The organism is Legionella sp. ST3F1, assembly GCF_048553315.1.
Lineage (GTDB): Bacteria > Pseudomonadota > Gammaproteobacteria > Legionellales > Legionellaceae > Tatlockia > Tatlockia donaldsonii.
The window spans coordinates 130,508-153,722 of record NZ_JBLZIO010000001.1; the positions used below are offsets into that span (position 1 = coordinate 130,508).

A 23,215-nucleotide genomic window follows, 5' to 3' on the forward strand; every position below is an offset into this window, starting at 1 on the left:
AAAGTGAACGTTGTTAATTCTTCTTAGCACGAGTAAGAAGCGAGTTGATAGGATTTACATAGCAATCCATGTATAATGTCGAATCCATGAACAGATGCTCTGCTTTTGCTTCACTGCGTAAAAGTCATGTAGCCCTCCTTTATCGTCAAACATAGGTCATTTATGATTGAACAAATTCGCAATATCGCCATCATCGCTCACGTCGATCATGGCAAAACTACTTTGGTCGACAAACTGTTACAACAAACAGGGACTCTGAATGAGCGTGCTCCTAAAGTTGAGCGCCTGATGGATTCTAACGCCCTGGAAAAAGAACGTGGTATTACTATTTTAGCCAAGAATACCTGTGTACACTGGCGTGACCATCAAATTAATATCGTCGATACACCAGGGCATGCTGATTTTGGCGGCGAGGTTGAGCGAATTCTATCGATGGTCGATAGTGTGTTGCTGTTAGTCGATGCTGTTGACGGCCCGATGCCTCAAACGCGCTTTGTAACACAAAAAGCGTTTGCCCGTGGTTTAAATCCTATTGTAGTCATCAATAAAATCGATCGCCCCGGCGCAAGGCCTCATTGGGTCATGGATCAAGTTTTTGATCTGTTTGATAATCTTGGCGCCACGGATGCCCAACTTGATTTCCCGGTTGTTTATGCCTCTGCTTTAAATGGCTATGCCAAGCTTGACCTGGATGAAGAAGCGTCGGATATGAATGCATTACTGCAAACTATTATCGATAAAGTCGCTCCGCCGAATGTAGACGCTGACGGCCCTTTCCAGATGCAAATTAGCTCGCTGGATTATTCGTCCTACGTAGGCACCATTGGTATCGGCCGCATTACGCGGGGTCAGATTAAAGCCAAATCGCCCGTTAAAATTATTGATAAAGACGGTAACGTCCGTAGTGGCCGCTTATTGCAATTACTTGGTTTCAAAGGGCTTGAGCGAGTTGAAGTGGAGCAAGCAAGAGCAGGCGATATTATCGCTGTGACCGGTATTGAACAACTTAATATCTCTGATACGCTTTGCGACCCCAACCACGTTGAAGCCTTGCCTGCATTGACAGTTGATGAACCCACAATCAGTATGACCTTTCAGATTAACGATTCACCGTTCGCCGGGCAAGAAGGCAAATTTGTTACAAGTCGTAAAGTGCGTGAACGTTTACAAACTGAACTCCTCCATAATGTGGCTTTACGCGTCGAAGATACTGAAGATCCAGATAAGTTCAGAGTTTCGGGTCGTGGAGAATTACATTTATCAATTCTCATTGAAAATATGCGGCGTGAAGGTTTTGAATTGGCTATCTGTAAACCAGAAGTCATTCTCCGTGAAGAAAACGGCGAACAGCAAGAACCCTATGAGCGCCTGACAGTTGATGTGGAAGAAAATCATCAGGGCAGTATTATGGAAAAACTGGGCGAACGCCGTGGCGAGCTGCAAAACATGGTTCCTGATGGAAAAGGGCGTGTACGACTCGATTATCTTATTCCAACACGCGGCCTGATAGGTTTCCATACCGAATTTTTGTCCAGTACGTCAGGTACAGGATTAATGTATCATGTTTATGATCATTATGGCCCTGCTATTCGTGGACGAATTGGAAAACGCATCAATGGTGTTTTGATTGCCAATTGCCAAGGTACTGCACGTGCCTTTGCGTTATTCAATTTACAGGATCGTGGCCGTTTGTTTATCGAGCCTCAAGCTGTTTGTTATGAAGGAATGATTGTTGGCATTCATGCCCGTGATAATGACCTGGTTGTGAATGTTACTAAAGAAAAACAACTGACCAATATCCGTGCCTCAGGTAGTGATGAAAATATTATCCTGACGCCAGCAATTAAACTGACTCTGGAACAGGCTTTAGAATTCATCGATGATGACGAGCTGGTTGAAGTTACACCCCAATCGATTCGTCTACGTAAAAAAGCCTTGAAGGAGCACGAACGTAAACGTGCTTCACGTGCTTCCAGTGAAGATTAATACTCCTCCCCCGCTTGCCATACGCAAGCGGGATTTCTCTTCTTATACACCGCATTCATATAGCCATTTTTTTGAATGGGAAAAAATGGTATTGTAAAAAGCATTCTACAATCCTCCACGCTATTACTAATCTAAGCAGCAGAATATGAAACAACGATTCAAACGAGTTATTTTGTATGCACGACAACATCGAGCCAATCAAGGGGTTAATGAAAGCCTACACCGTTTGGTTGATTTTTTACAAAGCCAGCAGGTGACTGCCTTTCTTGATATTGATACCGCATCGCATTTCGATATCAATTTGCCAACCCTTCCCCGTGAGGCCATGGGTGACAAGGAGGATTTAATCGTCGTCGTAGGCGGCGATGGCAGTCTGCTATCTGCCGCACGCATGGCAATTAAGGTCAATGTTCCGGTAATAGGCATTAATCGTGGCCGCTTGGGCTTTTTAACTGATATTTCACCCAATAACATAGAACACCATCTTAGCGCCGTGTTGACTGGTAAGTACGAAGAAGAACTACGCTTTTTATTACATACCCGTATTCATGACGGTGAAAAGATTTATTTCCAAGGCGATGCCTTGAACGATGTCGTATTAGGTCGTGGTAATGAGACCCATCTGATTGAATTTGACGTGTTCATCAATCAACAATTTGTCAGTCGTTATCGTTCAGATGGTATGATTCTGGCTACCCCGACTGGTTCCACCGCCTATGCGTTATCAGCTGGCGGCCCCATTATGCATCCTCAACTGAATGCCATTGTCCTGGTACCCATGTTTTCGCATAGCTTAAGTTCACGACCCGTCGTCGTTGATGGTCAGGTGAAAATTGATTTAAAAATCAGTGAGCGTAATGAAAGCGATTTACGCATTAGCTGTGACGGCCATGAATCTCGACTAGTAAAACCCGGACAATTAGTTTCTATCGAAAAAAATGCTCAGCAACTGCGTTTATTACATCCTCGAGATTACCATTATTACGATACATTACGAGTTAAACTAGGTTGGGAAGCCCAACACCAGGATAAATCATGCTGACTACCTTACGCATTGAGAACTTTGCCATAGTTAAACAATTGGAGCTTGATTTTGCAAATGGAATGACCGCTTTTACCGGTGAAACGGGGGCTGGTAAATCCATCATGATTGACGCGCTTATGCTCGCCTTAGGCGGCCGTGCTGACGCCTCCGTTATCCGTACTGGCGAAGAAAAATGCGATATAAGCGCCTGCTTCCATTTTGAAGCAGACTCGGAGCCTGCTCGTTGGCTTACAGAGCAGGATATCAGTTGTGATGAAGGTATTATCATGCTTCGCCGGGTTCTATATAGCGAAGGACGTTCTAAATCTTATATTAATGGCCAACCTTTTCCCTTACAGAAGGTCAAAGAATTAAGTGAAATGCTTGTACATATTCACGGACAACATCAACATCAAACGCTCATGCACCATCAAACCCATCGAGAACAGTTGGATCAATATGCTGGTCACAGCGCGTTAGTCACAGAAGTCAATAAACTCTATAAACAGTGTCAAAAAACAAAACAAGAACTAGACAGCTTGCAAAATCGAGAGCTGCAAAGTGATAAAATCAATTTGTTACAATTTCAAATTGAGGAGTTAACAGAACTCGCCTTGCATGAGAATGAAATGCAGACTTTGCATGAAGAGCATCAATTGTTACATCACGCGCAGGATTACTTACAACGTACACAGCAAATTTCCCATCTACTCAGCGCAGATAATGAACCCAATATCTGCCAGGGACTTAATCAAATCATGCAATTACTGCATGAATTACCACAGGAAAAAGCTCAAATTAGGAATGCTTGTGAATTAGTTAACAGCGCTCTGATTCAATGCGAAGAAGCATTTGATGAAATAAAGCATTTTTCAGAACAGGTACAATTAGACCCCGAACGGTTACAGGAAGTAGAAACAAGAATTAGCGCGTTACACCAGGCGGCACGCAAATATCATGTTGATGCCAATCAATTACCCGAGCATGCCCAGGCATTACAAAAAGAATTAGAGCAATTACAAAATTCTGAAAACAGAGCTCATTATTTACAACAACAGTATCAGCAACAAATCCAAGTCTTTGAATCCGCTGCTCAAACACTTAGAAAATCACGGCAGTTACACGCAGTAAAACTAGCCCAGGAAATAACCGCCTGTATTCAACAACTAGGCATGCCTAAAGGCTATATAGAAATTGAATTTACTGCTTTGGAAAAAATGCAGCCACATGGTTTAGATAAAGTGGAGTACAAGGTTTGTACCAATCCTGGTATGGTGCCAGATGCTTTGGTAAAAATAGCTTCTGGCGGTGAGCTTTCACGAATAAGCCTTGCCATTCAGATGATCACCGCACAACGTGGCTCTACTCCTACCCTTCTTTTCGACGAAGTGGACGTAGGAATAGGCGGTGCTACAGCTGCTTTGGTGGGACAATTATTACGCAAACTGGGTGAGCGCCTCCAAGTGTTTTGTGTTACTCATCAAGCACAGGTTGCTTCTTGCGCACATCATCATTTTGTTGTTGAAAAACACAGCGATAGTAATCAAACATACTCACAGATAATACCTCTGACTGTTGCAGAAAAAGTTGATGAAATAGCCCGTATGCTAGGTGGTTTGACCATCACCGAGCAGACACGTTCACATGCCAAGGAGCTGTTAGTACAAAACCACTAGACTTCTTTATTGATATTTCTAAATGCTGCTCTATTGCCGTATTCCAGCGCGCCATATAGATACTGAGGCGTCTATTAATAACCGAGTAAAGCTCGTATCCGATTTGTATAGGCACCTAGAGCGCTTTCATTCACCATAAACTCTTTCAGTGGCGTTTCTATATTAAAATAAAGGATATTTGCCAAAAATCCATAGCAGCAAGCATCAATAGTATGGAATTTCGAGCCAAAGAAAAAATCATTATGGGCCAGCATTCGATCGATACATTTTAAATTATCAATACCAGCTTGATAAACTTCTTCTGTTTTATAGCGGCCAATGCCTTGGTAATGATACTTTTGAATGTTGTAATTTCTTGTCTTTTCCAAAGAATTTTCAGCCAATTGCGGAAATTGGCGTAAAAATTCCGCTTTAAACAAGGGCCAAAACCGTTCATCTTGCCAACGAGAGTATGACATCACCCAATATAAGTGATTATCCAAAAGCCTTGTCACCAGAAAATGTAGATTTTTCTGCGTTGGATTCAAATTGCTATCGAAAGTGATCTTATATTTTTTAGTCAAATATTGAATGATCCGATTGCTGTCTGTAATCATTTCACCATCATCAAGAATATAGGGTAATTGTCCTCGAGGCGCATCCTTGGTATCAAGAATATGTTCCAGTTGATAATTAATTTTTGTCAGTCTTAGAAAGGTATCAACCTTGAGGCCAAAGGGATTATTATCAGGTAAACCAAATAACTCCGGATAGGAATAGAGAATTAGCATATGAAATCCTTTTTCTTCGGCCCTATTAAACTGTATGGCCATCAAATGGTTCGCTGCGATAAATCCTTAGCGCCATAATAACCATGACAGCATTATAAACAACATTAATACCTACATAACAAATAATAGCCCCTGTCAAATCTAACCAAGGAATCAGAATAAGGCATGAAATAAATTGAAATAACAAAATAGACATCGTCAATTTTGCCCCTACCACGCTGCCTTTATGCGAATACTCTATCATTTTGGACAAAGGCATTGAAACCGCATAGGTCATAACATTTATTAGACAAATATAAGTATAGGGTAATGCATTAATAAAATTTGATTTGTACAACAAAAGAATGGGTTTGGCAAAGAAAGCCATAATGATGATGATAACAAGCGAGGTGACAAAGCAAATCACCAAATATTTCTTTATTGTTCGTTTGAGTACCATTCTACTTTGCGCAAAAGCCGCAGAAATATCTGGACCAATTAAAATACCAATTGGACCTATAGCAATAAAAGCTAATGAAATAATCGAGGTAACTGCCGAAAATAGTCCCGCGGAATGTTCATGATGTCCTAGCCATTCAATCACCAATAAAGGAATCGCTGTGAAAATATACCTATTCAAATTTTGTATAGTGTATCCATACATCTTTTCCTTCCATATAGGCTGCTTATGTAGATCGACAGTGACATGACTCTTATACAGTTGGATTTTTGTTCGCTGCTGAATAAAAACCGAGATAAGCAAGATAAAAGCGTAACTTAAAATAAAACCAATCAGCATGACATGCGGAAAGTAATGAGCATCTTGATGAAAAAAAACCGGGTAAAGGTAAAAGTAAGTCAATAAACTCAAGAGAAAATAAATGATTGTTTGACATAAACTCAAGATTACCGCCGTACGCATATAATCGATGGCACGGAAAAACTGGATGAAAATATTATATAAGGACAGTGCAACTGTACCCCATAAAAAAAGTAAAAAAGGATGCGTAATCTCAAAAAAATCCAATGTTGTTAACGCTTGACCGAGTCCTATAAGGGCTAAACTTAAAAGCAACCCTGAGACAAATAAGGTCAAATAAATGGGTTTTAGAAACCCTCTCATGGAAACCGTTAATCGAATAATTTCACCGTACCTCTTCTTTACATAAAATTTAGGTACGTAATAAGCTATAATTGAATCAATGCCAAAAGTAATGATGGTTGCCAATAGCCATAGTGCATTCGTTGCAACCGTAAAATCTCCAAATAACTCTTCCCCGGCGTGTCTTGCGACCAACATATTAACGATAAAAAGCATAAATTGATCAGCAATCACTATCAATAAATTAAGTGAAAAAACCATAAATATCGAAATTCCTTCATCATGCGATAATTATAATCAACCTACTGCCCCCATTCATGAGAGCCGATTCCATTTGGAAAGCAAAATGCACGCCGGAATTGTTTTAATTGTCTTCCCTAATGAGTGGGATTATTTAATTTTCTTATCATTTTCACATTCTTTGCTTCTTTATGCCAAAATTTAACTATAAGCCAAAACACAGTCTATAGATTACTGCCATACTTGAATTATGGCTGCCAGACACGCAAGCAATACAGCTATATTAAAATTTGAATTTAGATGCCTCATTGCTGATAAGGAGTTAGTGAATGGTTGGTCTTATGCAAAAAATTTTAATACAAATGATTGCCGACCTCGCAGGAGAGGAAGGAATTCGCCAAGTAAAAGCCCTTGCGAAAGTACCCAATGACAGAGAGTTTCAAATGAATACGGTCTATTCTGATGAAGAATGGCAACGCTTGTTTGATGCTGCTCTGCAAATCTTAAAAATAACTCCGGAACAGGCCTATCAGACTTACGCGAATTATTTCGGTGAGGATGCCATTAAACGCTTCCCCACCTGGTTTCGAATGTCGAAAAATTCTTATGAATTTTTATCCATACAACCAACGATTCATAATTGCTTTGCTACAAGCATGGTGGATGTAGAATCTCGCCGGGCTATCAATGATAAATTCAGAGTAGAACAATTCCCCAATCAACTTATCACTCATTATCGTTCTCCTAATAAACTTTGCGGCTTGTATAAGACCTTAGCCCTGTGGGTAATTAATTATTATCAAGATGAAACCACTATAACAGAGAAAAAATGTCTAAAATTAGGAGATGATGAGTGTGAAATTCACATTCGGTGGACAAAGCTAGGAACTTGAGTCTATGGCAAAACAAACATTCTCCACATTACAAAAGAGCATTGAAGAAATAGCAGATCAACTTTGCCTGGCCGTAAAAGGAGACTTTGATTTTACGATTAAGATCGACAGCCAAGACGAAAGCATTCAAAAACTAACGATGCTGGTTAATTTTCTTGTTGATACAGCACGCCGTGCCCTGATTGATACACGGGATAAAAATTATAAACTAATGGAAGTAGACCGCTTAAAATCTGAATTTATCACCAATATAAGTCATGAATTACGTACTCCTTTAACACTCATTTTAAGTCCGCTCAAAACTATTCTGTTAAATGAGGCGAATTCACTCCCTGCTGAAGTAACAAAAAATTTATACCGTATGCAACGCAATGCGGTCCGGCTTTATATATTGGTCAATAACTTGCTGGATTTTACCAAACTTGAGGCAAATAAATTTGAATTATACGAAGAACCGGTAGATTTAAATCAGTTTATCGCGCAATTAATTGATGATATCCAAGGCTTGGCTCAGGAGCGTAAAATTAGCCTCCAATTCTTTCCTGCTCCGGCAATTAAACAAGTCTTATTGGACAAAAAAATAATTGAAAAAATTGTCTTCAATTTACTAAGTAATGCTCTTAAATTCACTTCGCCAGGAGGGGAGATTAAGGTAACCCTTCAACGAGGTAAAAAAACTATAGACCTTCTGGTTACTGATACCGGAGCAGGCATTCCTCAATCTCAAATCCCATTTGTTTTTGAACGCTTCCATCAAGTTGACTCGTCAAGTACCAGAGCTTATGAAGGAAGTGGCATTGGTTTGACCTTGGTTAAACAATTTGTTGAGTTAATGCAAGGAAATATCCGAGTTGACAGTATGGTAGGTAAAGGCTCTTCTTTTCATATCAGCCTGCCAGAACGTACTGCCCAAGCACCACCTGCCTCGACTAAATCAGACGCCATAGCCTCCTCGACACCGCATAACTTTAAGGTTGATTTTTCTCTTCTGGCAACTCCTGAGCAGGGCATTGCTCCCTTACCTGCTAAAACGTCTCCAAAAAAAGAGCGTCCCTTTATTGTCATTGCAGATGATAATCGCGATATCCGTCATTATATAACGTCTTTACTTGAGAATAATTTTGACGTGATTGCAGTTGAGAACGGCAAATTGGCACTCGATGCGGTTCATCAATATAAACCACATGTTATTCTTTCTGACATCATGATGCCGCTTATTGACGGCTACCAACTGACTAAACTTCTTAAAGAAGATCCCTCTACTACCCATATACCTATTATTTTAATTACGGCTAAAGCAGGTAATGAAGCTGTCGTTAGCAGCTTAGGTGCAGGAGCAGATGATTATTTATCAAAACCCTTTGAACCGGAAGAATTGATCGCTCGCACCACTGCCGCATGCAACCATTATCAGACTTATCTGCAAAATTGTGATCTAAATTCGCAATTAATTACCCTGGCACGACAAGCGGGCATGACAGAGCTCGCGACATCCATTTTACATAATATTGGCAATGTGCTTAATACCGTCAATGTTTCTATAGACCTGGTTAAGGAAATGATCAATAAACCTTATGTACCTCATTTGACTGCTGTTTCTACTATGTTAAAAGAAAACATGACCAATCTTGCGTACTATCTGAACGAAGATGAAAAAGGAAAAATCTTGCCTGATTATTTGATAGCCCTTGTTACAAAAATCACTACCGAATACGATAAGATTGATAAAGAAATCACGTGCCTGGCTGAACAAGTCCATCATATCGGTGATATAGTCACCATGCAGGAGTCCATTAGCGGGGTTTCAGGCATTGCGGAAAAATTACTCCTTCCGGAGATTGTGAATACCGCAATTTCCATGTGCAAAAATGCTATTGAAAAACAAGATATTACTATTCATCAAGAAGTGGAACATCACTGCGAACTCATGAGTGACAAAGCCAAACTATTACAAATCATTATCAATTTAATTCAAAATGCCAAAGATGCCTTAACCGATCCTAAACATCATGTACTGAATAAAACCATCAAAATTAAGATAAGGCTTAATCCAATGACTAATCAGGCAGAGCTTATCATTAGTGATAATGGAATTGGTATCACCGCTGAAAATCTGCGCAAAATTTTTACCTTTGGTTTTACTACAAAATCTCATGGCCATGGTTTTGGCCTACATGCCAGTGCCCTGGCAGCAAAAGAATTAGGAGGAACCTTGCTAGTCAAAAGTAAAGGATTTGGGCAGGGAGCCGAATTTACTTTAGCGGTTCCTTTAAAGCAGCTTTCCGGGAGATTTCTGAATGACGATAGCTACAAAGGATATGAAAATTCTCATTATTGATGATAATCCGGCTATTCATTCGGATTTCATCAAAATCTTGTCAACTAAAAATAGCGCAGAAAATGTAGAGGACGCTACATTAGACTCGTTCGAAAAACAAATGTTTGGTCTCCAAAAGAAACCTGAATCCAGCCTGCCTAAATTCCGCATTGTAACCGCTACACAGGGGCAAGATGGTGTAGCAAAAATTGCCGAAGCGCTCCATGATAATGATCCGTACGCACTGGCTTTTGTTGATATCAGGATGCCGCCTGGTTGGGATGGGATAGAGACAACAAAAAAAATTTGGCAGCTTGACCCGAATATTCAAATAGTCATTTGTACTGCTTATTCAGACTATACTTGGGAAGAAACGATTCAACAGCTAGGACAACGTGAAAATTTACTTATCTTAAAAAAACCCTTCGATAGCATTGCAGTACGGCAATTATCCTGCGCCCTGACCAAGAAGTGGCAACTTCTGCAAGAATCCCGCGATTATACTAAATTACTGGAAACCCAAGTTAAAGAACGTACTCAATCCCTGCAAGAATCCCTTTCTGTTACCAGGGGAACACTTGAAGCCTCTGCTGATGGCATTTTAGTAATGAATAATACCAATAGTCTTATTGATTATAATAAAAATCTGATGCATATGTTTCATATTCCCAAAACCATGATGGCAAAAAACGATGCCAATGCACTTTTACACTATATTGCTGGGCAAATGGAAAATTCCCATGCTTTTTTAAAAATCACCCAGCACTTGGCAAGCAAGAAAAATAACACGGCAACAAACACTCTCAGGTATAACAAAAATCAGGTTGTGGAAATCTATACCCAACCCTATAAAATTGCCGATAAAATAACAGGCCGTATTTGGTGTTTCCGTGATATTACCAAACGCGCCCAGCTAGAAGAACAGTTGCAGTACCAGGCTACTCATGATGCTTTAACCCAATTACCCAATCGTATTCTTTTAGCAGAACGACTAACCCAAACTATTTCCTGTGCCCGACGCAATAAAACAATGTTTTGTTTTCTTTTCTTCGATCTCGACCGCTTTAAATTAATCAATGACAGTTTTAGTCATATTGCAGGTGACAAATTATTACAAGAAGCAGCCAAACGCCTGCAAAAAGTGATGCGGAAAGAGGATATCTTAGCGCGTCTTGGTGGGGACGAATTTGTTGCCCTATTGGAATCCTTAGCTAATGACACCCAGGCGGGGAAAATTGCCAACAAGCTGTTACAGGTTTTCAATAAACCCTTTATAGTTAATGGGCAGGAAATTCTAGTAACACCAAGTATTGGTATTGCTGTCTTTCCGCAAGATGGTCAAACTTTTGAAGAGTTATTACGTAGTGCTGATATTGCAATGTATAACGCAAAAGAGCAAGGTGGAAATCAATTTCAATATTATTCTGCAAGTCTCGGTGAGAAAAGTGCAGCACGCTTGCAATTAGAATCTGACTTGCATCGCGCGATTGAGAATAAAGAATTCTTTTTATGCTATCAGCCCCAACTCGATTTGGCTACGCAGAAACTCGTATCAGCCGAAGCACTTATTCGCTGGCACCATCCAGAAAAAGGTATTCTTCTTCCCATTAATTTCATCCCTCTGGCAGAGGAAACCGGCTTAATTCTTCCCATTGGTGAATGGGTTCTACGGGAGGCTTGCAAGCAAAATAAACGATGGCAGGAATTAGGATTCCCCAAAATCCGCATAGCAGTCAATATAGCGAGCAAACAACTAAAACAACCTAATTTGGCCGACATCATTAAAACGATACTATTAGAAACCGGGTTAGAGCCACAATATCTCGAACTTGAAATCACCGAAAATGTCATTTTAACAGGAGGCGAAATCAATCCTATTTTTGCTCAATTAAAGAAATTAGGTGTCCATTTCGCTCTGGATGATTTCGGAGCTGGTTACACGCTCTTAAATCACCTTAAAATATACCCTATTGATCGGATAAAAATCGATCCATCCTATATTAATAATATCAATGTTAATCACGCGGATGAGGTCATCATACAGGCCATTATTACTCTGGCAAAAAATCTAAAGTTGGATGTTATTGCTGAAGGAGTAGAATCTAAAGAGCAACTTGAATTTTTACAGTCTCATCATTGCAATGAAATTCAAGGCCATTATTTTTGTGAGCCTTTGGCAGCACAAGATTTTGAGCAATTTCTCCAGTTCCCCGGCTCGTAAATGCCTCACAAAAACCAGCTAAACTTGACAATAAAAACTAATAATTAAAACGGCTTATTATGAAATAATAATTTTGTAATAGTCTTTGCTGCTAAAATTGCATTAACCCTCAGAGCAATTGCCAAGAAGGTTAATGCTCAATACGGTAAAACTGTTTCCTCACTAGCCTATTTACTATCCGGCTTTTTTGATCCACTTTCAGAACCTAACATTCTATTTTCGCTAGTGCTTAATTTGCCGAATGTGGTATTCATTCTGTTAGCAGGTACAGAGCTTCTATTCTCTGGCATTGTGATTTTGCCAGTAGGCATAGCCAACTTCATGTCAGACATAGGCTTGCTGGTCGATACTGTGCCTGAACTTAATGGTGGTCTATTCATTGGTGTTGACATCTTGCCCGTTGGTGCAGACATTCTACTGGCTGATGTTGATATTCCACTAGCTGGCGTTGACATTCTGCTGGCTGGTGTTGATACCTTGGGGGTTGGTTTCTTAGCCGCAGCCACCTTCTTAACTGGAGACGCTTTTTTCTTGGCTACAGGACTCACCTTCTTAACTGCAGGAGCTGTTTTCTTGCCAGAAGCTACTTTTTTAGCCGCTGGAGAAGCTGCTTTCTTGACAGCAGTTGTCTTGGTAGGAGCCGTTTTTTTAGCCGCATGAACTGTTTTAGCTGCTGGAGAAGCTTTCTTAACTATAGGCGTTTTCTTTTTAGCTGAGGATGCCGCCTTCTTCGCTGTTGTAGTAGCCGCCTTTTTAGCTAAAGAAGCTGTTTTCTTGGCTGCAGAAGAAGTTGCCTTCTTCGTAGCAGAAACTGCTTTCTTAGTCGTTGACAGCGTTTTTTTCATTATTGGTGTAACCTGCTTGATTGTGGACATGGTATTTTCAAAAGTTTTTCCAGTAGTTACTTTCGCTTCTTTGGAAATTGTTTGAAAAGCAGTCTCTAAAATCTGAAACGATTGTTTCATATAATCAAGCGCTTTATGGCTATTCTCCATAACAAGTTTGACTTGCTTATCGAGTAATGCTCCGGGTTTATGCATCTCTGAAAACTCTTCCGGTTTCAGATAAGTTAAATTTTGTAGCATTTTAACATTCAATTCCATCATAGCCTGAAATGGTTTTTGCATTTCATTTGCTATCGCAGCCCAACTCTTTAAATAGTCCTGATTCATAATTTTCTCCGTTTTTGTTGCGTTGCACTATAAGAGCCTAGTTGATTAATTGAATTTTTGCGAGTTATCTACAAAAACAAATAGATTGCTTACACCAAGAAAATCTATTTGCTTGTTTAAAAATACTACTTACTATACCTTTGAGCAACCCATAGCCATTGCATTTTCGCAATTTGGCTCGTTCCCTATTACGGGTAACCCTGAATCACCAAGGTCAACGCGATGCTAAATATCTTTTCAACCTTAAATCTTTTACTATAAAAAGAGTGTTTCTTCTAAATTGAGCAACGATGCTGACTTTAACCTTATGTCTTTTTATTGCCTGCCTACTTCCTTATCTTGCAAAGATTCCAGTCGTTATAATGATGAAAAAGCAACCCGGAGGTTATGACAACAAGCATCCCCGAACCCAACAGGCCGCACTTACCGGGATTGGTGCACGGGCAGTCGCAGCGCATCAAAATAGCTTTGAATCGCTAATTATTTTCTCAACTGCCGCTCTGACGGCCATAGCCACTCATAATACATCTTGCCTAATACAGGGATTAGCTATCTTTCATTTAATATCCCGAGGTATCTATCATTTGCTTTACTTACTCAATTGGGCAACCTTACGCTCGACACTATGGACCCTAGGCAGTCTTTCTTCTCTAGGCATTCTTTGGCTTTGTATTCCTTAATTAATGATGAGTAATTAAAATACCCTTAAATTGAATTGACTTACTCACCCAGGTATACAATTGCGAACAATATCGAGTCATGAGACTAGTTTATTAACCACGTCTTTTGGTAACGTTTCGCTTTCTCAAGCAAATGTAGCCAGCCCCATAACCCTGCTATTTCTTCATGGCCATTGCACTAATAAAACATTCTTTCATAAACAGATGGATGCGCCGATATTCACCGCCTACCGTCGAATTGCCCTTGACTTGCCAGGTTATGGTGAGAGCCCCCCTCCTTTTAATAGTCAACACAGTTATAATTTTCCTGGTTTCGCAGAAATAGTGGCAGAAGTAGTGGAGCAGCTATCAATTAATCAATTAATCATCGTAGGCTGGTCTCTAGGCGGACATGTGGCCCTGGAATTAATACCAAGACTAGAACAGTTACTAGGCCTTATTATTACTGGCACGCCACCAATCGAAGTCTCTAGTTTAGGTTTAACGGAAGGATTTAAAGTCCTTGCCCCTGAAATCTTACAATGCTTTGGCAAGAAAGACTTAACCTTAAAAGAAGCACAATTATTAGCACAAGTCTCTGGTTATGATTACAGCCAGGAAAAACAATTTTTAGTAGATGCTATCTTACACACTGATAACGATGTACGTCTTATTTATCCTCAATCAATCACGGAAAAAATTGGCCTGAATCAAAAAAAAATTGTAGCAACCTGGGAAAAACCCATTGCCGTGATTGCCGGCGGACAGGATATTGCTATTAATTATCACTATGTGAAGGGGCTAGAATTTAAGAATCTTTGGCAACAGAAAATTCATTTCATCGCTAATGCAGGCCACGCAGTGATACTTGAACAACCGGACGCTTTTAATGATTTAGTCAGTCAATTTATCGTCGATCTTGATATTTTTAACAACTAAGCGCTCTATTTGTACCATCATAGATCTTAATGACTGACTTTTTTGCTTATGCTATGATGACTTTGTTCACCAAGGTATGGATATTAAAGGTGACATTCTTTTTAGACAGGGAAGCGGTCCATGACCCAATATACACCAGTGTTAATTCTTTTAATGTAACTGCAGCAGTTTCTCCTACAACTCTCTCTATCTGGCCCTGTTTAGAAAACCTCTGACTTCCGTCGAGAATATCCATTCAAAGTCAATACCACTTAAATAAGGACTATTTTATGATATTAACTATCACAGCAAGTACTATTGTCATTTCTAAAGTCGTTCTTTATTTCACAACATTTGCAGCAGCTTCTGCGGGTGTAGGAGCCACTGTGTTTGTGCAAAAAATGAATGACGCAAGAAATCAAGCAGAGGAAGCGGCAATACAACAAATCGAGGATACCGGGCGGGAAAGAAATGAACGCCGATTGGACCATCTCGATAGTATTGTAGATTCTACCCTGCAACAAACCCTGCGCCTGGAAACAGAGACTAGTGTACATAGCCAAAAAATTGCTTTAAATCTAGAACGCTTAGACAGCGGTGTAGCTGTCATTGATAGTGAAAAAGATAAATTAATGGCAACCAATACCAGCTTGCTCTCAACTAGTGAAGCAAATAACCAAAAAATGCAAGGCCTCCTGGAGGAATTAAAAGTCAAGATAATCTTACTTGAAAAAGCCTCACAAGCTCTTGAGCTTGCAAAATCAACCTTACTTGAAAGAGAAAATGAGATTGCAACAACACAGGAACAATTGGAAACGGCGAAAAAAAGCATCACACAACTTGCAGAAAGTCTCGATACAGTCCGAAATGAAAATGCTGAAAAAAGTAAAAAAATAGCCTCTTTGGAAAAAGATGTGGAAAAGATGGCTGAACAACATTCTGCAAGCAAGGAAAGTCTTAGTCGTGCGTCTCTAAAAATTCAGGATTTAGTAAAAACCAGAAAGGCTTTAGTAGCAGAATTGCAAGCCTCTGAAAAATTAGTCATCGAGCTTACCAGCCAAATAGAAGCAGCTCAAAGACAGCTCCCTATAAGAGCCGTCTCAGGGACTAACCCGGGATTCTTTGCTTAATAATTAACCAATTCTAATATAAGGAAATTAAAATTATGTCTACATCAAATCAAACCAATGCACCATTAGCATCCGATACCTCACTTAATTCATTAAAAATAGTTGCCCATGAAAAACTTGCTCGATTAAATGAACATCAAAAGCGATTTGAGCTATTCAAATCTGATTTAGATTTGCTTAGAAAGCGCTATAACCTGAGGCAAAGTCTCATTGATACAGCCGCCCAATGGTATGGTCAAAAGACTATATGGCAAAAAATAATTTTAACTGCCGAAGTCATTGGAGTCGCATTAGTAGCCAGCCTCTTATTTAATACCATCGCCTTACTGGCTATCATAAGTAGTTACATAGGTTTGATTTTTCTATTTAATAACCATAACGCACGGGATAGCAAACGCGAACAAGACATCTGTGAAAATATTGTTAAAATGGAAAAAAATTTAGCCGAGTCTATTGAGTCCTTCAATGCGGTAGAAACCCGACTCGTCGAAGTATTTGATGCAATTTTCCAAAAAAATGAAGCCCTGGCTTCTTATGCAGCTGATTTGGATAAAAAATTAGAAGCATTAAATAAACAAATTCTATCTTTACAACAAGCAATCAAAGGGTTAGCTGGAGTAAAAGAAGTACTTGATGCAAGCCAAGCACTGGTACAGAGTTCGGGAGGTCAATTTAGTCTCAAACTCGATGAATTGGGTAAAGATGTTCTTCATTGTACGGCAACAATTCGCAGTGTCACTGGGGAACTTACTAGTAAACCAGATAGTAGCGCGACATTAACTGCTGTTAGAGATGATTTAAGCCGTTGTGAGACTGATTTAGTAGAGCTAACAGCAACCCTTAAAGAGCAAGCACAAATTGCTCAAACACAATCAAACCAATGTGAGTCCATGCAATCAAGAATTAATAACGCCTTCTCGGGGACTGCTGAGGCAACGGAATTGCTGAATGAACTCTGTGATACAGATGAGACAGAGGACGCAGAAATAAGCCGTTTGCTGCAAAACACTCAAGCAATCCACGCACGAGCCAAACTCGCCTTGACAACGAAACTATCGGGAAGAGTTTTACAAGTTGTACCTGGTAGCAAGGTACCAGAACCTACAGCGGCTTTGTCTCCTACCATCTAGTATTTTTCTTATGTTATGATGCGTCTTGATTGACTAAAAAGGAAATTAACAATGGCAATTATTAATGGTAATCGCAACATAAAAAAAGAAAAAATTAAGGCAGAGATCAACAATGAAACCTTTATAGCTATTCAGCAATATTGCCAATGGGCAAATATTGATGATGTGGGTTTCTTTATTGAAGAAGCGGCACACTTTATCTTTGCAAAAGATAAAGACTGGAAACAGTATCAAAAAGCCTTAAAAAAAGCGGCGCAAAACGCTTAATAAAAGGCGCATAATGCGCCTTTTATTTAAATCCACCGTTAATCGGGCCTTTCTGATTGTTATGTTATGGTAAGTGCTCACGGGGTAAGTAAATTTTGTCACTGCGAGCCTTCCCTGTGAACACTTCCATTTTATGATGTTGCTATCTCGTCCAGCTGTTTAGGTAGCTATCTTAAATCTGGAAGACCATTGTTTCTCAATACACCTGGCCATATAAACCATCGTAGGGACGGTCAAACCAATAACCAGCCATTCCAGTTGATAAATATGGGCAGGGGGATTGTTAGGTAACATATGGTGAAAAACCAGATGAATAGTAACAAGCGCCAAAACGCATAGGAAAGTTGCTAATAATTTATGTGATAATAAAAGAGCCGTATTTCTTCCACACAACTTATCAGAAATAACAAATCCAGATAAGGCGTAATAGGCCATCCATGCATGGACGGGTATACGCGTATAACGCCAATTAATATAAAACACCAGCAGAGAACCAATAAGAACCACAATGAGAGGCATTTTTTGCGGCCATTTTTTAGATGGCAGATAATAAGCAACGATTAAAAGGAGAGCAAAAAAACTTCCCGCTAACACATCAAACAAATTATGGTAATCAAAATGGATAAGGCTTGCACCAATTCCAACTAATAAAGCAACAATCGCTAATCGGAATAAAGGTTTCGCTACGTTATACGCTAACCAAACGTACAAGACTGTCGATAGTTGCATATGGCCGCTTGGAAAAGCAAACCAGTCTTTACCCAAAGCCGGGGGAAGAGGAATTTGGAAAGTGACCTTCAAGGCAACATTGACCACAATACCTAGTAGAACCAGACAGGCTGCATGATAAAAAACATTACGATCCAGCCAAATAAAACCAAGAATGATTAAAGGAATAACTACTGAGCCATTACTGAAAGCGAGTAGTGTACGGGCAAGTGTATCAAGCATGATAGTTACTTTTAAACCGTGAAAGCGCAAAAAATGCGTATATTTTAGGCAGCCATCATATAAGAAAACGTCTAATAAAGCAATCTACATCCTGTCTTCGATAGATCTGTCATAGCCCTGTTGGTACAAATGAGTACAGTAATCTAACGTTAGGTTTTTTCAGGTATTCACGCAACAACCCACAAACTTACCCACAGATTGTGTGAGTTAAATCGCAAATCGCATTTCAAGGAAATAAATTTAAAAATCAATATGTTAATTATTTTTTTGCCTTTTTTTTCAACGCATTTCCCCTTTGTGAACAAAGTTATCCACAAAACATTAAATGAAATAAAAGCAGCTTATTCTTTGTTTAAATAGGTACGACGCTCATTCATCGTTTCAATGCTATTAATAACCGTCTGGCGACAAATCTCATGCATAATTGGGATAGCATCTAACAACCTTCCAGTATGAATAGCATAAGCAATAAAAAAGCTATCCTGCCATATCTTTTCATTTTTACGGGTTTTTGCTTTTGACCACAAAGCGACCCACAAGAAATGAAATAACCACTTATCGCGGTGTGCCTCTAACTCATTCGCGAAGACAGTCGCAATGGCTTCATCCATAGCACAAACTTTCACACCTTCAACAAAACTGCAGCAGCGATTAACTAATTTATCAATATGGGCATTCTCAATATACCAAGACTCCGTAAAACGTTTGCTATACGGCCATGATTTGGAGCGAATAAATGATGATTGCATTGCTTCGGGTGTGAATGGTGTTATTTGTACACTTAATTGCTCAATAAAGAGCGGAATATCAATCGGATTAGCCAAAAAATGCAACCCCAGCAACTCCTGCATTTCTAGCAAGTGCAAATCAGGCATACCGCCCTGTTGCATTGTTAAAGCTAAAAAATGGCCTGTCATCATCAATAAATAAGCACTGTCTACGGTTCGCAAAGTCACGCTGTCATCGAAGGCTTCATCATAATATTTAGCGACATTTTCAGCAGGTATTTCCGGTGTAATCCAAGCGTCTTTGATACCAAACTCTTGTTTAAAAAGCAAACCACATAAACGATGTTTGCGATTCTTTTTTACATGAATAAAAAGCCCCTGGGCGCCACTACCATCCACTTCACTGGCTTTTATCCGCACCAGTGTGGGTGATTCTTCATGGTGAAATACAACGCCTTTCTTGCGCTGTATTTTCAACCAACGATTAAATTGTTCATGGTAACTAACTGGATACCAATTTTTAATCGCTTGCAACCGGGAAAGTGAAACAGAGCTTAAGGTAATTTTATCTATTAAGTGCTCAAAGGTTGCCACAACGATATTGCGAACCTCTTGCTTGGGATGCAGTAAAGTCAATAGCGCAATATCCTGCCCCTCTTCTATGCTATAGAGATCAAGAATTAAATCTGCAAAAAAATCCGCCGGCATAGCGTAACTCTGGGCAAAAAAGTTTTCCGCTATATCAAAGACCGACAAATCAGACAGTTCTTCAATCATGTCGCGAATAGCATTCAAATGATCAATTTCTTCATCGGGTGACCATTCATCTTCTTGCCCCGCTAATTCCAGATAAGCGTCTTTTAATTCAGGCAGTAGTTCAACATGAACGTCATAAAAGGCATTTAAAATAGGTAGCCAAAAGCTTAAGCTATGTTTATTACTATTAATTGCATCTGCAATTTTAAGCATCAATTGATTAAGTGACTTCCCAGCTAGTTTATTTTCGTTTTCCTGAGCAGATTGCAATTGTGCAACACAGATATCTAAAGCAAAAACACAGGCAGAATAGTAAGAGCGTTCTTCATCCACATTCTCTTCATCCAAATCATCAATAAGGTCGATCAAGGGCAAAGCTAATTCTGGCTCGTGCAAAAAAGGGGTGTAGAGGTGTGGTTCGGGATCAGTGTTTTCCGCGATTACGGTAGCTATGGCGGCAATCCATTGTTTCAAATCATTATGATCAACAGTCATCTTTGCTGAGCACCTGTCTTGGCTTTCCCTCATCATCAATGGCTACAAAAACGAACGTTCCCTCCGTCACGCGGTATTTTCCTGAACCCCAAGCGGGCTCGGCCCATACTTCGACAGCAATGGTCAAGGAAGTCGTACCCTGCTTAATTAATTCAACATGGCAACTCACAACATCCCCCACATGAACAGGTTTCAGAAAAGTCATGCTGTGAATAGCAACTGTGGCCGCACGGCCTCGTGATATTTTTTTTGCCAGGACACCGGCGGCCAAATCCATTTGTGATACTAACCACCCACCAAAAATATCACCATTCGCATTCGTATCAGCCGGCATTGCCAGTGTTTGGATAGTTATCTCGCCGCGAGGGGTCTCCATATTAAGAACCACGCTTTAATTTAGCCAAAGCATCAGCCATTGCCGTATTAAATATTGTTTTCTTCGCTTCTTGCTTCCTTTCTTGCTCAGGTTTTTTCTTCATTTCCTGTTTTCTAGCTGATTGTGGCTTTTTCAACGGGGGCTTCGCCTCCTTTTTTTGTACCAGAGGCGCTTTCTCTTCGTCTAACTTCATACTTAATCCTATACGCCGCCGCTCTTTATCTATTTCTACTACTTTAACAGTCACAATATCACCTGCCTTCACTACAGCGTGGGGATCACTGATAAAGCGATGTGTCATCGCAGAAATATGTACCAAACCATCCTGATGAACACCAATATCAACAAAAGCGCCGAAATTAGTCACATTAGAGACAACACCCTCCAAAATCATGCCCTCTTTTAAATGACTGATGTCTTCCACGCCCTCCTTGAAACTCGCCGTTTTAAATTCAGGTCTTGGGTCACGTCCCGGTTTTTCCAATTCACGCAAAATATCCCGGATAGTTGGGAGACCATAATTTTCATCGATATAATGTTCTGCATTAATAGTTCGTAACAAATCACGATTACCAATCGTTTGGCGAATATTCACTTTTTGCTCAGCAAGGATCCTTTCAACCAAAGGATAAGCTTCGGGGTGTACACAGGAAGCGTCAAGAGGATTATCACCGTTCATGATACGTAAAAACCCGGCTGCTTGCTGGAACGTTTTCTCGCCCATGCGGGCTACGTTTTTTAATTGCTCCCGATTTACAAAAGCACCGTTTTCATCCCGATATTGCACTAAATTTTTTGCCAAGGTTTCATTCAGACCTGACACACGAGTTAATAATGCGACAGAGGCTGTATTAACATCAACACCAACAGCATTTACACAATCTTCTACTACCCCATCAAGACTGCGTGCCAAACGAGTCTGATTCACATCATGTTGGTATTGCCCCACACCAATCGCCTTCGGTTCAATTTTTACTAATTCCGCAAGAGGGTCTTGCAAGCGCCTGGCGATAGAAACTGCCCCTCGTAAACTCACATCCAGATCCGGGAACTCTTTTGCAGCTAATTCCGACGCTGAATAAACGGAGGCTCCCGCTTCACTAACCATAATTTTAGTCAGCTTCAAATCCGGATACATTTTCATCATATCAGCGACCAAACGTTCTGTTTCACGCGATCCAGTACCATTCCCTATACTCAATAAATTGACTTGGTACTTCGCTGCCAATTTGGCCAATTCAGCTATAGATTGATGCCACTCATTTTGCGGTGAAAAAGGAAAAATAGTAGTGTAATCAAGTAACTTACCAGTAATGTCAACCACGACGACTTTCACACCAGTACGAATACCCGGATCAAGTCCTATTGTAATTTGTGGGCCAGCAGGAGCAGCAAGTAATAAATCGCGCAGATTGCGGGCAAAAACATGAATCGCCTCTTCATCCGCTATTTCGCGCAACCGGGTCAGTAATTCTAACTCTAACTTGGTAAATAGTTTAACTTTCCAAGTCAAACGTACTGTATCTGCTAACCATTCATCCGCTGCTCGTTTTTCATTGGCAATATTGAAATAGGATGCAACACGCTTTTCAACATAATCCACCTCTTGCGGCAATACCAAGGTTACCTGCAAAACGCTTTCTCGCCGCCCACGAAATAAGGCCAAAGCACGGTGTGATGGAATCTTTTTAATTGGCTCTGCATAATCAAAATAATCAGCAAATTTATTGCCAGCTGTTTTCTTATCACCACTGCCTTCCGATTTTAATACAGCATGCTGCCACAAATATTCACGTAATTCATTAATCAGCTCTGCGTCTTCAGCAAATTTCTCCATAAGAATCTGGCGTGCGCCTTCCAGGGCAATCTTACAATCTTCAACACCCAACTCAGTATTCAGATATTGCTCCGCTTCTGACTCTGGCTCGAGATTAGGATTCTGCCATAAACTTAAAGCAAGCGGCTCGAGTCCGGCTTCCTTGGCAATCTGTGCTTTTGTACGACGTTTAGGTCTGTAAGGTAAATACAAATCTTCCAGGCGGGTCTTGCTATCAGCCGCTAAAATCGCTTTTTCCAGCTCTGGAGTTAATTTTTCTTGCTCACGAATAGATTGCAAAATAACTATACGACGCTCATCGAGTTCACGGATATAATACAAACGCTCAGCAAGTTGCCGTAGTTGGGTATCATCAAGCCCATCCGTTGCCTCTTTACGGTAACGAGCGATGAAGGGAACTGTCGCGCCTTCGTCCAGCAAACGAATCGCTGTTTCTACCTGAGAAACGTTTACTTTAAGTTCTTGTGCAATAATCGTCGCTGACGCCAACATCTCTTGAGTCATTCACATCCCCGTAAAACATGATAAAAAAAACGGGAATAGTATATACCGATTACCCGTCATTTTGCGAACTTTAGACCATTTGCC

18 protein-coding genes are annotated in these 23,215 nt (G+C 40.1%); 11 read left to right on the forward strand and 7 right to left on the reverse strand.

Annotation, left to right across the window (positions count from 1 at the left end):
* The first annotated feature begins 162 nt into the window (after positions 1-162).
* The 3 genes from typA to recN all read left to right on the forward strand — a co-directional run bounded on the left by typA (position 163) and on the right by recN (position 4,686).
* Positions 163-1,986, forward strand: a complete 1,824-nt coding sequence (gene typA / locus ACN4Z1_RS00620) for a translational GTPase TypA (protein WP_115220118.1) — start codon at positions 163-165, stop codon at positions 1,984-1,986.
* Positions 1,987-2,131: 145 nt separating this feature from the next.
* Positions 2,132-3,028: an NAD(+) kinase gene (locus tag ACN4Z1_RS00625; protein WP_228363658.1), complete on the forward strand. Its 897-nt coding sequence runs from the start codon at positions 2,132-2,134 to the stop codon at positions 3,026-3,028.
* Positions 3,022-4,686 (forward strand): DNA repair protein RecN, encoded by a 1,665-nt coding sequence (recN, locus tag ACN4Z1_RS00630; RefSeq protein ID WP_228363657.1) that lies wholly within the window; start codon positions 3,022-3,024, stop codon positions 4,684-4,686. Before ACN4Z1_RS00625 ends, recN begins: the two co-directional genes overlap by 7 nt.
* Before the next feature lie 74 nt (positions 4,687-4,760).
* On the opposite strand, the gene ACN4Z1_RS00635 is transcribed toward recN, so the two are convergent.
* Together ACN4Z1_RS00635 and ACN4Z1_RS00640 are read right to left on the reverse strand one after the other, a co-directional pair.
* Positions 4,761-5,456 carry a glutathione S-transferase family protein gene (locus tag ACN4Z1_RS00635; RefSeq protein WP_228363656.1) on the reverse strand — a complete coding sequence of 232 codons (696 nt, stop codon included), beginning with the start codon at positions 5,454-5,456 and terminating at the stop codon, positions 4,761-4,763.
* 25 nt (positions 5,457-5,481) lie between these two features.
* Entirely contained in the window at positions 5,482-6,798 is a 1,317-nt protein-coding gene (locus ACN4Z1_RS00640) for a hypothetical protein (RefSeq protein WP_228363655.1), read from the reverse strand.
* Between the two features lie 308 nt (positions 6,799-7,106).
* Here ACN4Z1_RS00640 and ACN4Z1_RS00645 point away from each other — a divergent pair, with 308 nt between their 5' ends.
* Genes ACN4Z1_RS00645 through ACN4Z1_RS00655 form a run of 3 tightly spaced genes read left to right on the forward strand, consistent with a single transcriptional unit; the run spans position 7,107 to position 12,208 of the window.
* On the forward strand, positions 7,107-7,670 hold the full coding sequence (locus ACN4Z1_RS00645; protein ID WP_228363654.1) for a heme NO-binding domain-containing protein: 564 nt from the start codon (positions 7,107-7,109) through the stop codon (positions 7,668-7,670).
* 4 nt (positions 7,671-7,674) lie between these two features.
* Positions 7,675-10,008, forward strand: coding sequence for an ATP-binding protein (locus ACN4Z1_RS00650; RefSeq protein WP_228363653.1), 2,334 nt, complete (start codon positions 7,675-7,677; stop codon positions 10,006-10,008).
* Positions 9,968-12,208 (forward strand): EAL domain-containing protein, encoded by a 2,241-nt coding sequence (locus ACN4Z1_RS00655; protein WP_228363652.1) that lies wholly within the window; start codon positions 9,968-9,970, stop codon positions 12,206-12,208. The genes ACN4Z1_RS00650 and ACN4Z1_RS00655 overlap by 41 nt, the downstream gene beginning before the upstream one ends.
* A 167-nt stretch (positions 12,209-12,375) precedes the next feature.
* Here the strand turns inward: ACN4Z1_RS00655 and ACN4Z1_RS00660 are convergent, their stop codons facing one another.
* Positions 12,376-13,335: a hypothetical protein gene (locus ACN4Z1_RS00660; RefSeq protein WP_419423035.1), complete on the reverse strand. Its 960-nt coding sequence runs from the start codon at positions 13,333-13,335 to the stop codon at positions 12,376-12,378.
* Positions 13,336-13,670: 335 nt separating this feature from the next.
* Between ACN4Z1_RS00660 and ACN4Z1_RS00665 the strand changes: the two genes are divergently transcribed.
* The 5 genes from ACN4Z1_RS00665 to ACN4Z1_RS00685 all read left to right on the forward strand — a co-directional run bounded on the left by ACN4Z1_RS00665 (position 13,671) and on the right by ACN4Z1_RS00685 (position 17,484).
* A complete protein-coding gene (locus tag ACN4Z1_RS00665; protein ID WP_115220111.1) occupies positions 13,671-14,060 on the forward strand; it encodes an MAPEG family protein in 390 nt (129 codons plus the stop codon).
* A 60-nt stretch (positions 14,061-14,120) separates the two neighbouring features.
* On the forward strand, positions 14,121-14,978 hold the full coding sequence (locus tag ACN4Z1_RS00670) for an alpha/beta fold hydrolase (protein WP_228363651.1): 858 nt from the start codon (positions 14,121-14,123) through the stop codon (positions 14,976-14,978).
* Positions 14,979-15,247: 269 nt separating this feature from the next.
* The gene (locus ACN4Z1_RS00675) at positions 15,248-16,087 is read left to right on the forward strand and encodes a hypothetical protein (protein ID WP_115220108.1); all 840 of its coding nucleotides are present in this window, start codon (positions 15,248-15,250) and stop codon (positions 16,085-16,087) included.
* A 35-nt stretch (positions 16,088-16,122) separates the two neighbouring features.
* Entirely contained in the window at positions 16,123-17,217 is a 1,095-nt protein-coding gene (locus tag ACN4Z1_RS00680) for a hypothetical protein (RefSeq protein WP_228363650.1), read from the forward strand.
* Between the two features lie 51 nt (positions 17,218-17,268).
* The gene (locus tag ACN4Z1_RS00685) at positions 17,269-17,484 is read left to right on the forward strand and encodes a hypothetical protein (RefSeq protein ID WP_115220106.1); all 216 of its coding nucleotides are present in this window, start codon (positions 17,269-17,271) and stop codon (positions 17,482-17,484) included.
* Between the two features lie 159 nt (positions 17,485-17,643).
* Here ACN4Z1_RS00685 and ACN4Z1_RS00690 read toward each other — a convergent pair whose 3' ends face one another.
* From ACN4Z1_RS00690 to ACN4Z1_RS00705, 4 genes are all read right to left on the reverse strand, one after another.
* Entirely contained in the window at positions 17,644-18,435 is a 792-nt protein-coding gene (locus ACN4Z1_RS00690) for a phosphatase PAP2 family protein (RefSeq protein ID WP_228363649.1), read from the reverse strand.
* A 341-nt stretch (positions 18,436-18,776) separates the two neighbouring features.
* Entirely contained in the window at positions 18,777-20,414 is a 1,638-nt protein-coding gene (locus ACN4Z1_RS00695) for a hypothetical protein (protein ID WP_228363648.1), read from the reverse strand.
* The gene (locus ACN4Z1_RS00700) at positions 20,404-20,790 is read right to left on the reverse strand and encodes an acyl-CoA thioesterase (protein ID WP_115220103.1); all 387 of its coding nucleotides are present in this window, start codon (positions 20,788-20,790) and stop codon (positions 20,404-20,406) included. Before ACN4Z1_RS00700 ends, ACN4Z1_RS00695 begins: the two co-directional genes overlap by 11 nt.
* Position 20,791: 1 nt before the next feature.
* Positions 20,792-23,131, reverse strand: a complete 2,340-nt coding sequence (locus ACN4Z1_RS00705) for a Tex family protein (protein WP_228363647.1) — start codon at positions 23,129-23,131, stop codon at positions 20,792-20,794.
* Positions 23,132-23,215: the final 84 nt, after the last annotated feature.

Excerpts from the sequence above, each read along its gene's own strand:
- typA (WP_115220118.1), top strand. The coding sequence starts at position 163 with ATGATTGAACAAATTCGCAATATCGCCATCATCGCTCACGTCGATCAT.
- ACN4Z1_RS00625 (WP_228363658.1), top strand. The coding sequence starts at position 2,132 with ATGAAACAACGATTCAAACGAGTTATTTTGTATGCACGACAACATCGA.
- recN (WP_228363657.1), top strand. The coding sequence starts at position 3,022 with ATGCTGACTACCTTACGCATTGAGAACTTTGCCATAGTTAAACAATTG.
- ACN4Z1_RS00635 (WP_228363656.1), bottom strand. The coding sequence starts at position 5,456 with ATGCTAATTCTCTATTCCTATCCGGAGTTATTTGGTTTACCTGATAAT.
- ACN4Z1_RS00640 (WP_228363655.1), bottom strand. The coding sequence starts at position 6,798 with ATGGTTTTTTCACTTAATTTATTGATAGTGATTGCTGATCAATTTATG.
- ACN4Z1_RS00645 (WP_228363654.1), top strand. The coding sequence starts at position 7,107 with ATGGTTGGTCTTATGCAAAAAATTTTAATACAAATGATTGCCGACCTC.
- ACN4Z1_RS00650 (WP_228363653.1), top strand. The coding sequence starts at position 7,675 with ATGGCAAAACAAACATTCTCCACATTACAAAAGAGCATTGAAGAAATA.
- ACN4Z1_RS00655 (WP_228363652.1), top strand. The coding sequence starts at position 9,968 with ATGACGATAGCTACAAAGGATATGAAAATTCTCATTATTGATGATAAT.
- ACN4Z1_RS00660 (WP_419423035.1), bottom strand. The coding sequence starts at position 13,335 with ATGCAAAAACCATTTCAGGCTATGATGGAATTGAATGTTAAAATGCTA.
- ACN4Z1_RS00665 (WP_115220111.1), top strand. The coding sequence starts at position 13,671 with ATGCTGACTTTAACCTTATGTCTTTTTATTGCCTGCCTACTTCCTTAT.
- ACN4Z1_RS00675 (WP_115220108.1), top strand. The coding sequence starts at position 15,248 with ATGATATTAACTATCACAGCAAGTACTATTGTCATTTCTAAAGTCGTT.
- ACN4Z1_RS00680 (WP_228363650.1), top strand. The coding sequence starts at position 16,123 with ATGTCTACATCAAATCAAACCAATGCACCATTAGCATCCGATACCTCA.
- ACN4Z1_RS00685 (WP_115220106.1), top strand. The coding sequence starts at position 17,269 with ATGGCAATTATTAATGGTAATCGCAACATAAAAAAAGAAAAAATTAAG.
- ACN4Z1_RS00690 (WP_228363649.1), bottom strand. The coding sequence starts at position 18,435 with ATGCTTGATACACTTGCCCGTACACTACTCGCTTTCAGTAATGGCTCA.
- ACN4Z1_RS00695 (WP_228363648.1), bottom strand. The coding sequence starts at position 20,414 with ATGACTGTTGATCATAATGATTTGAAACAATGGATTGCCGCCATAGCT.
- ACN4Z1_RS00700 (WP_115220103.1), bottom strand. The coding sequence starts at position 20,790 with ATGGAGACCCCTCGCGGCGAGATAACTATCCAAACACTGGCAATGCCG.
- ACN4Z1_RS00705 (WP_228363647.1), bottom strand. The coding sequence starts at position 23,131 with ATGACTCAAGAGATGTTGGCGTCAGCGACGATTATTGCACAAGAACTT.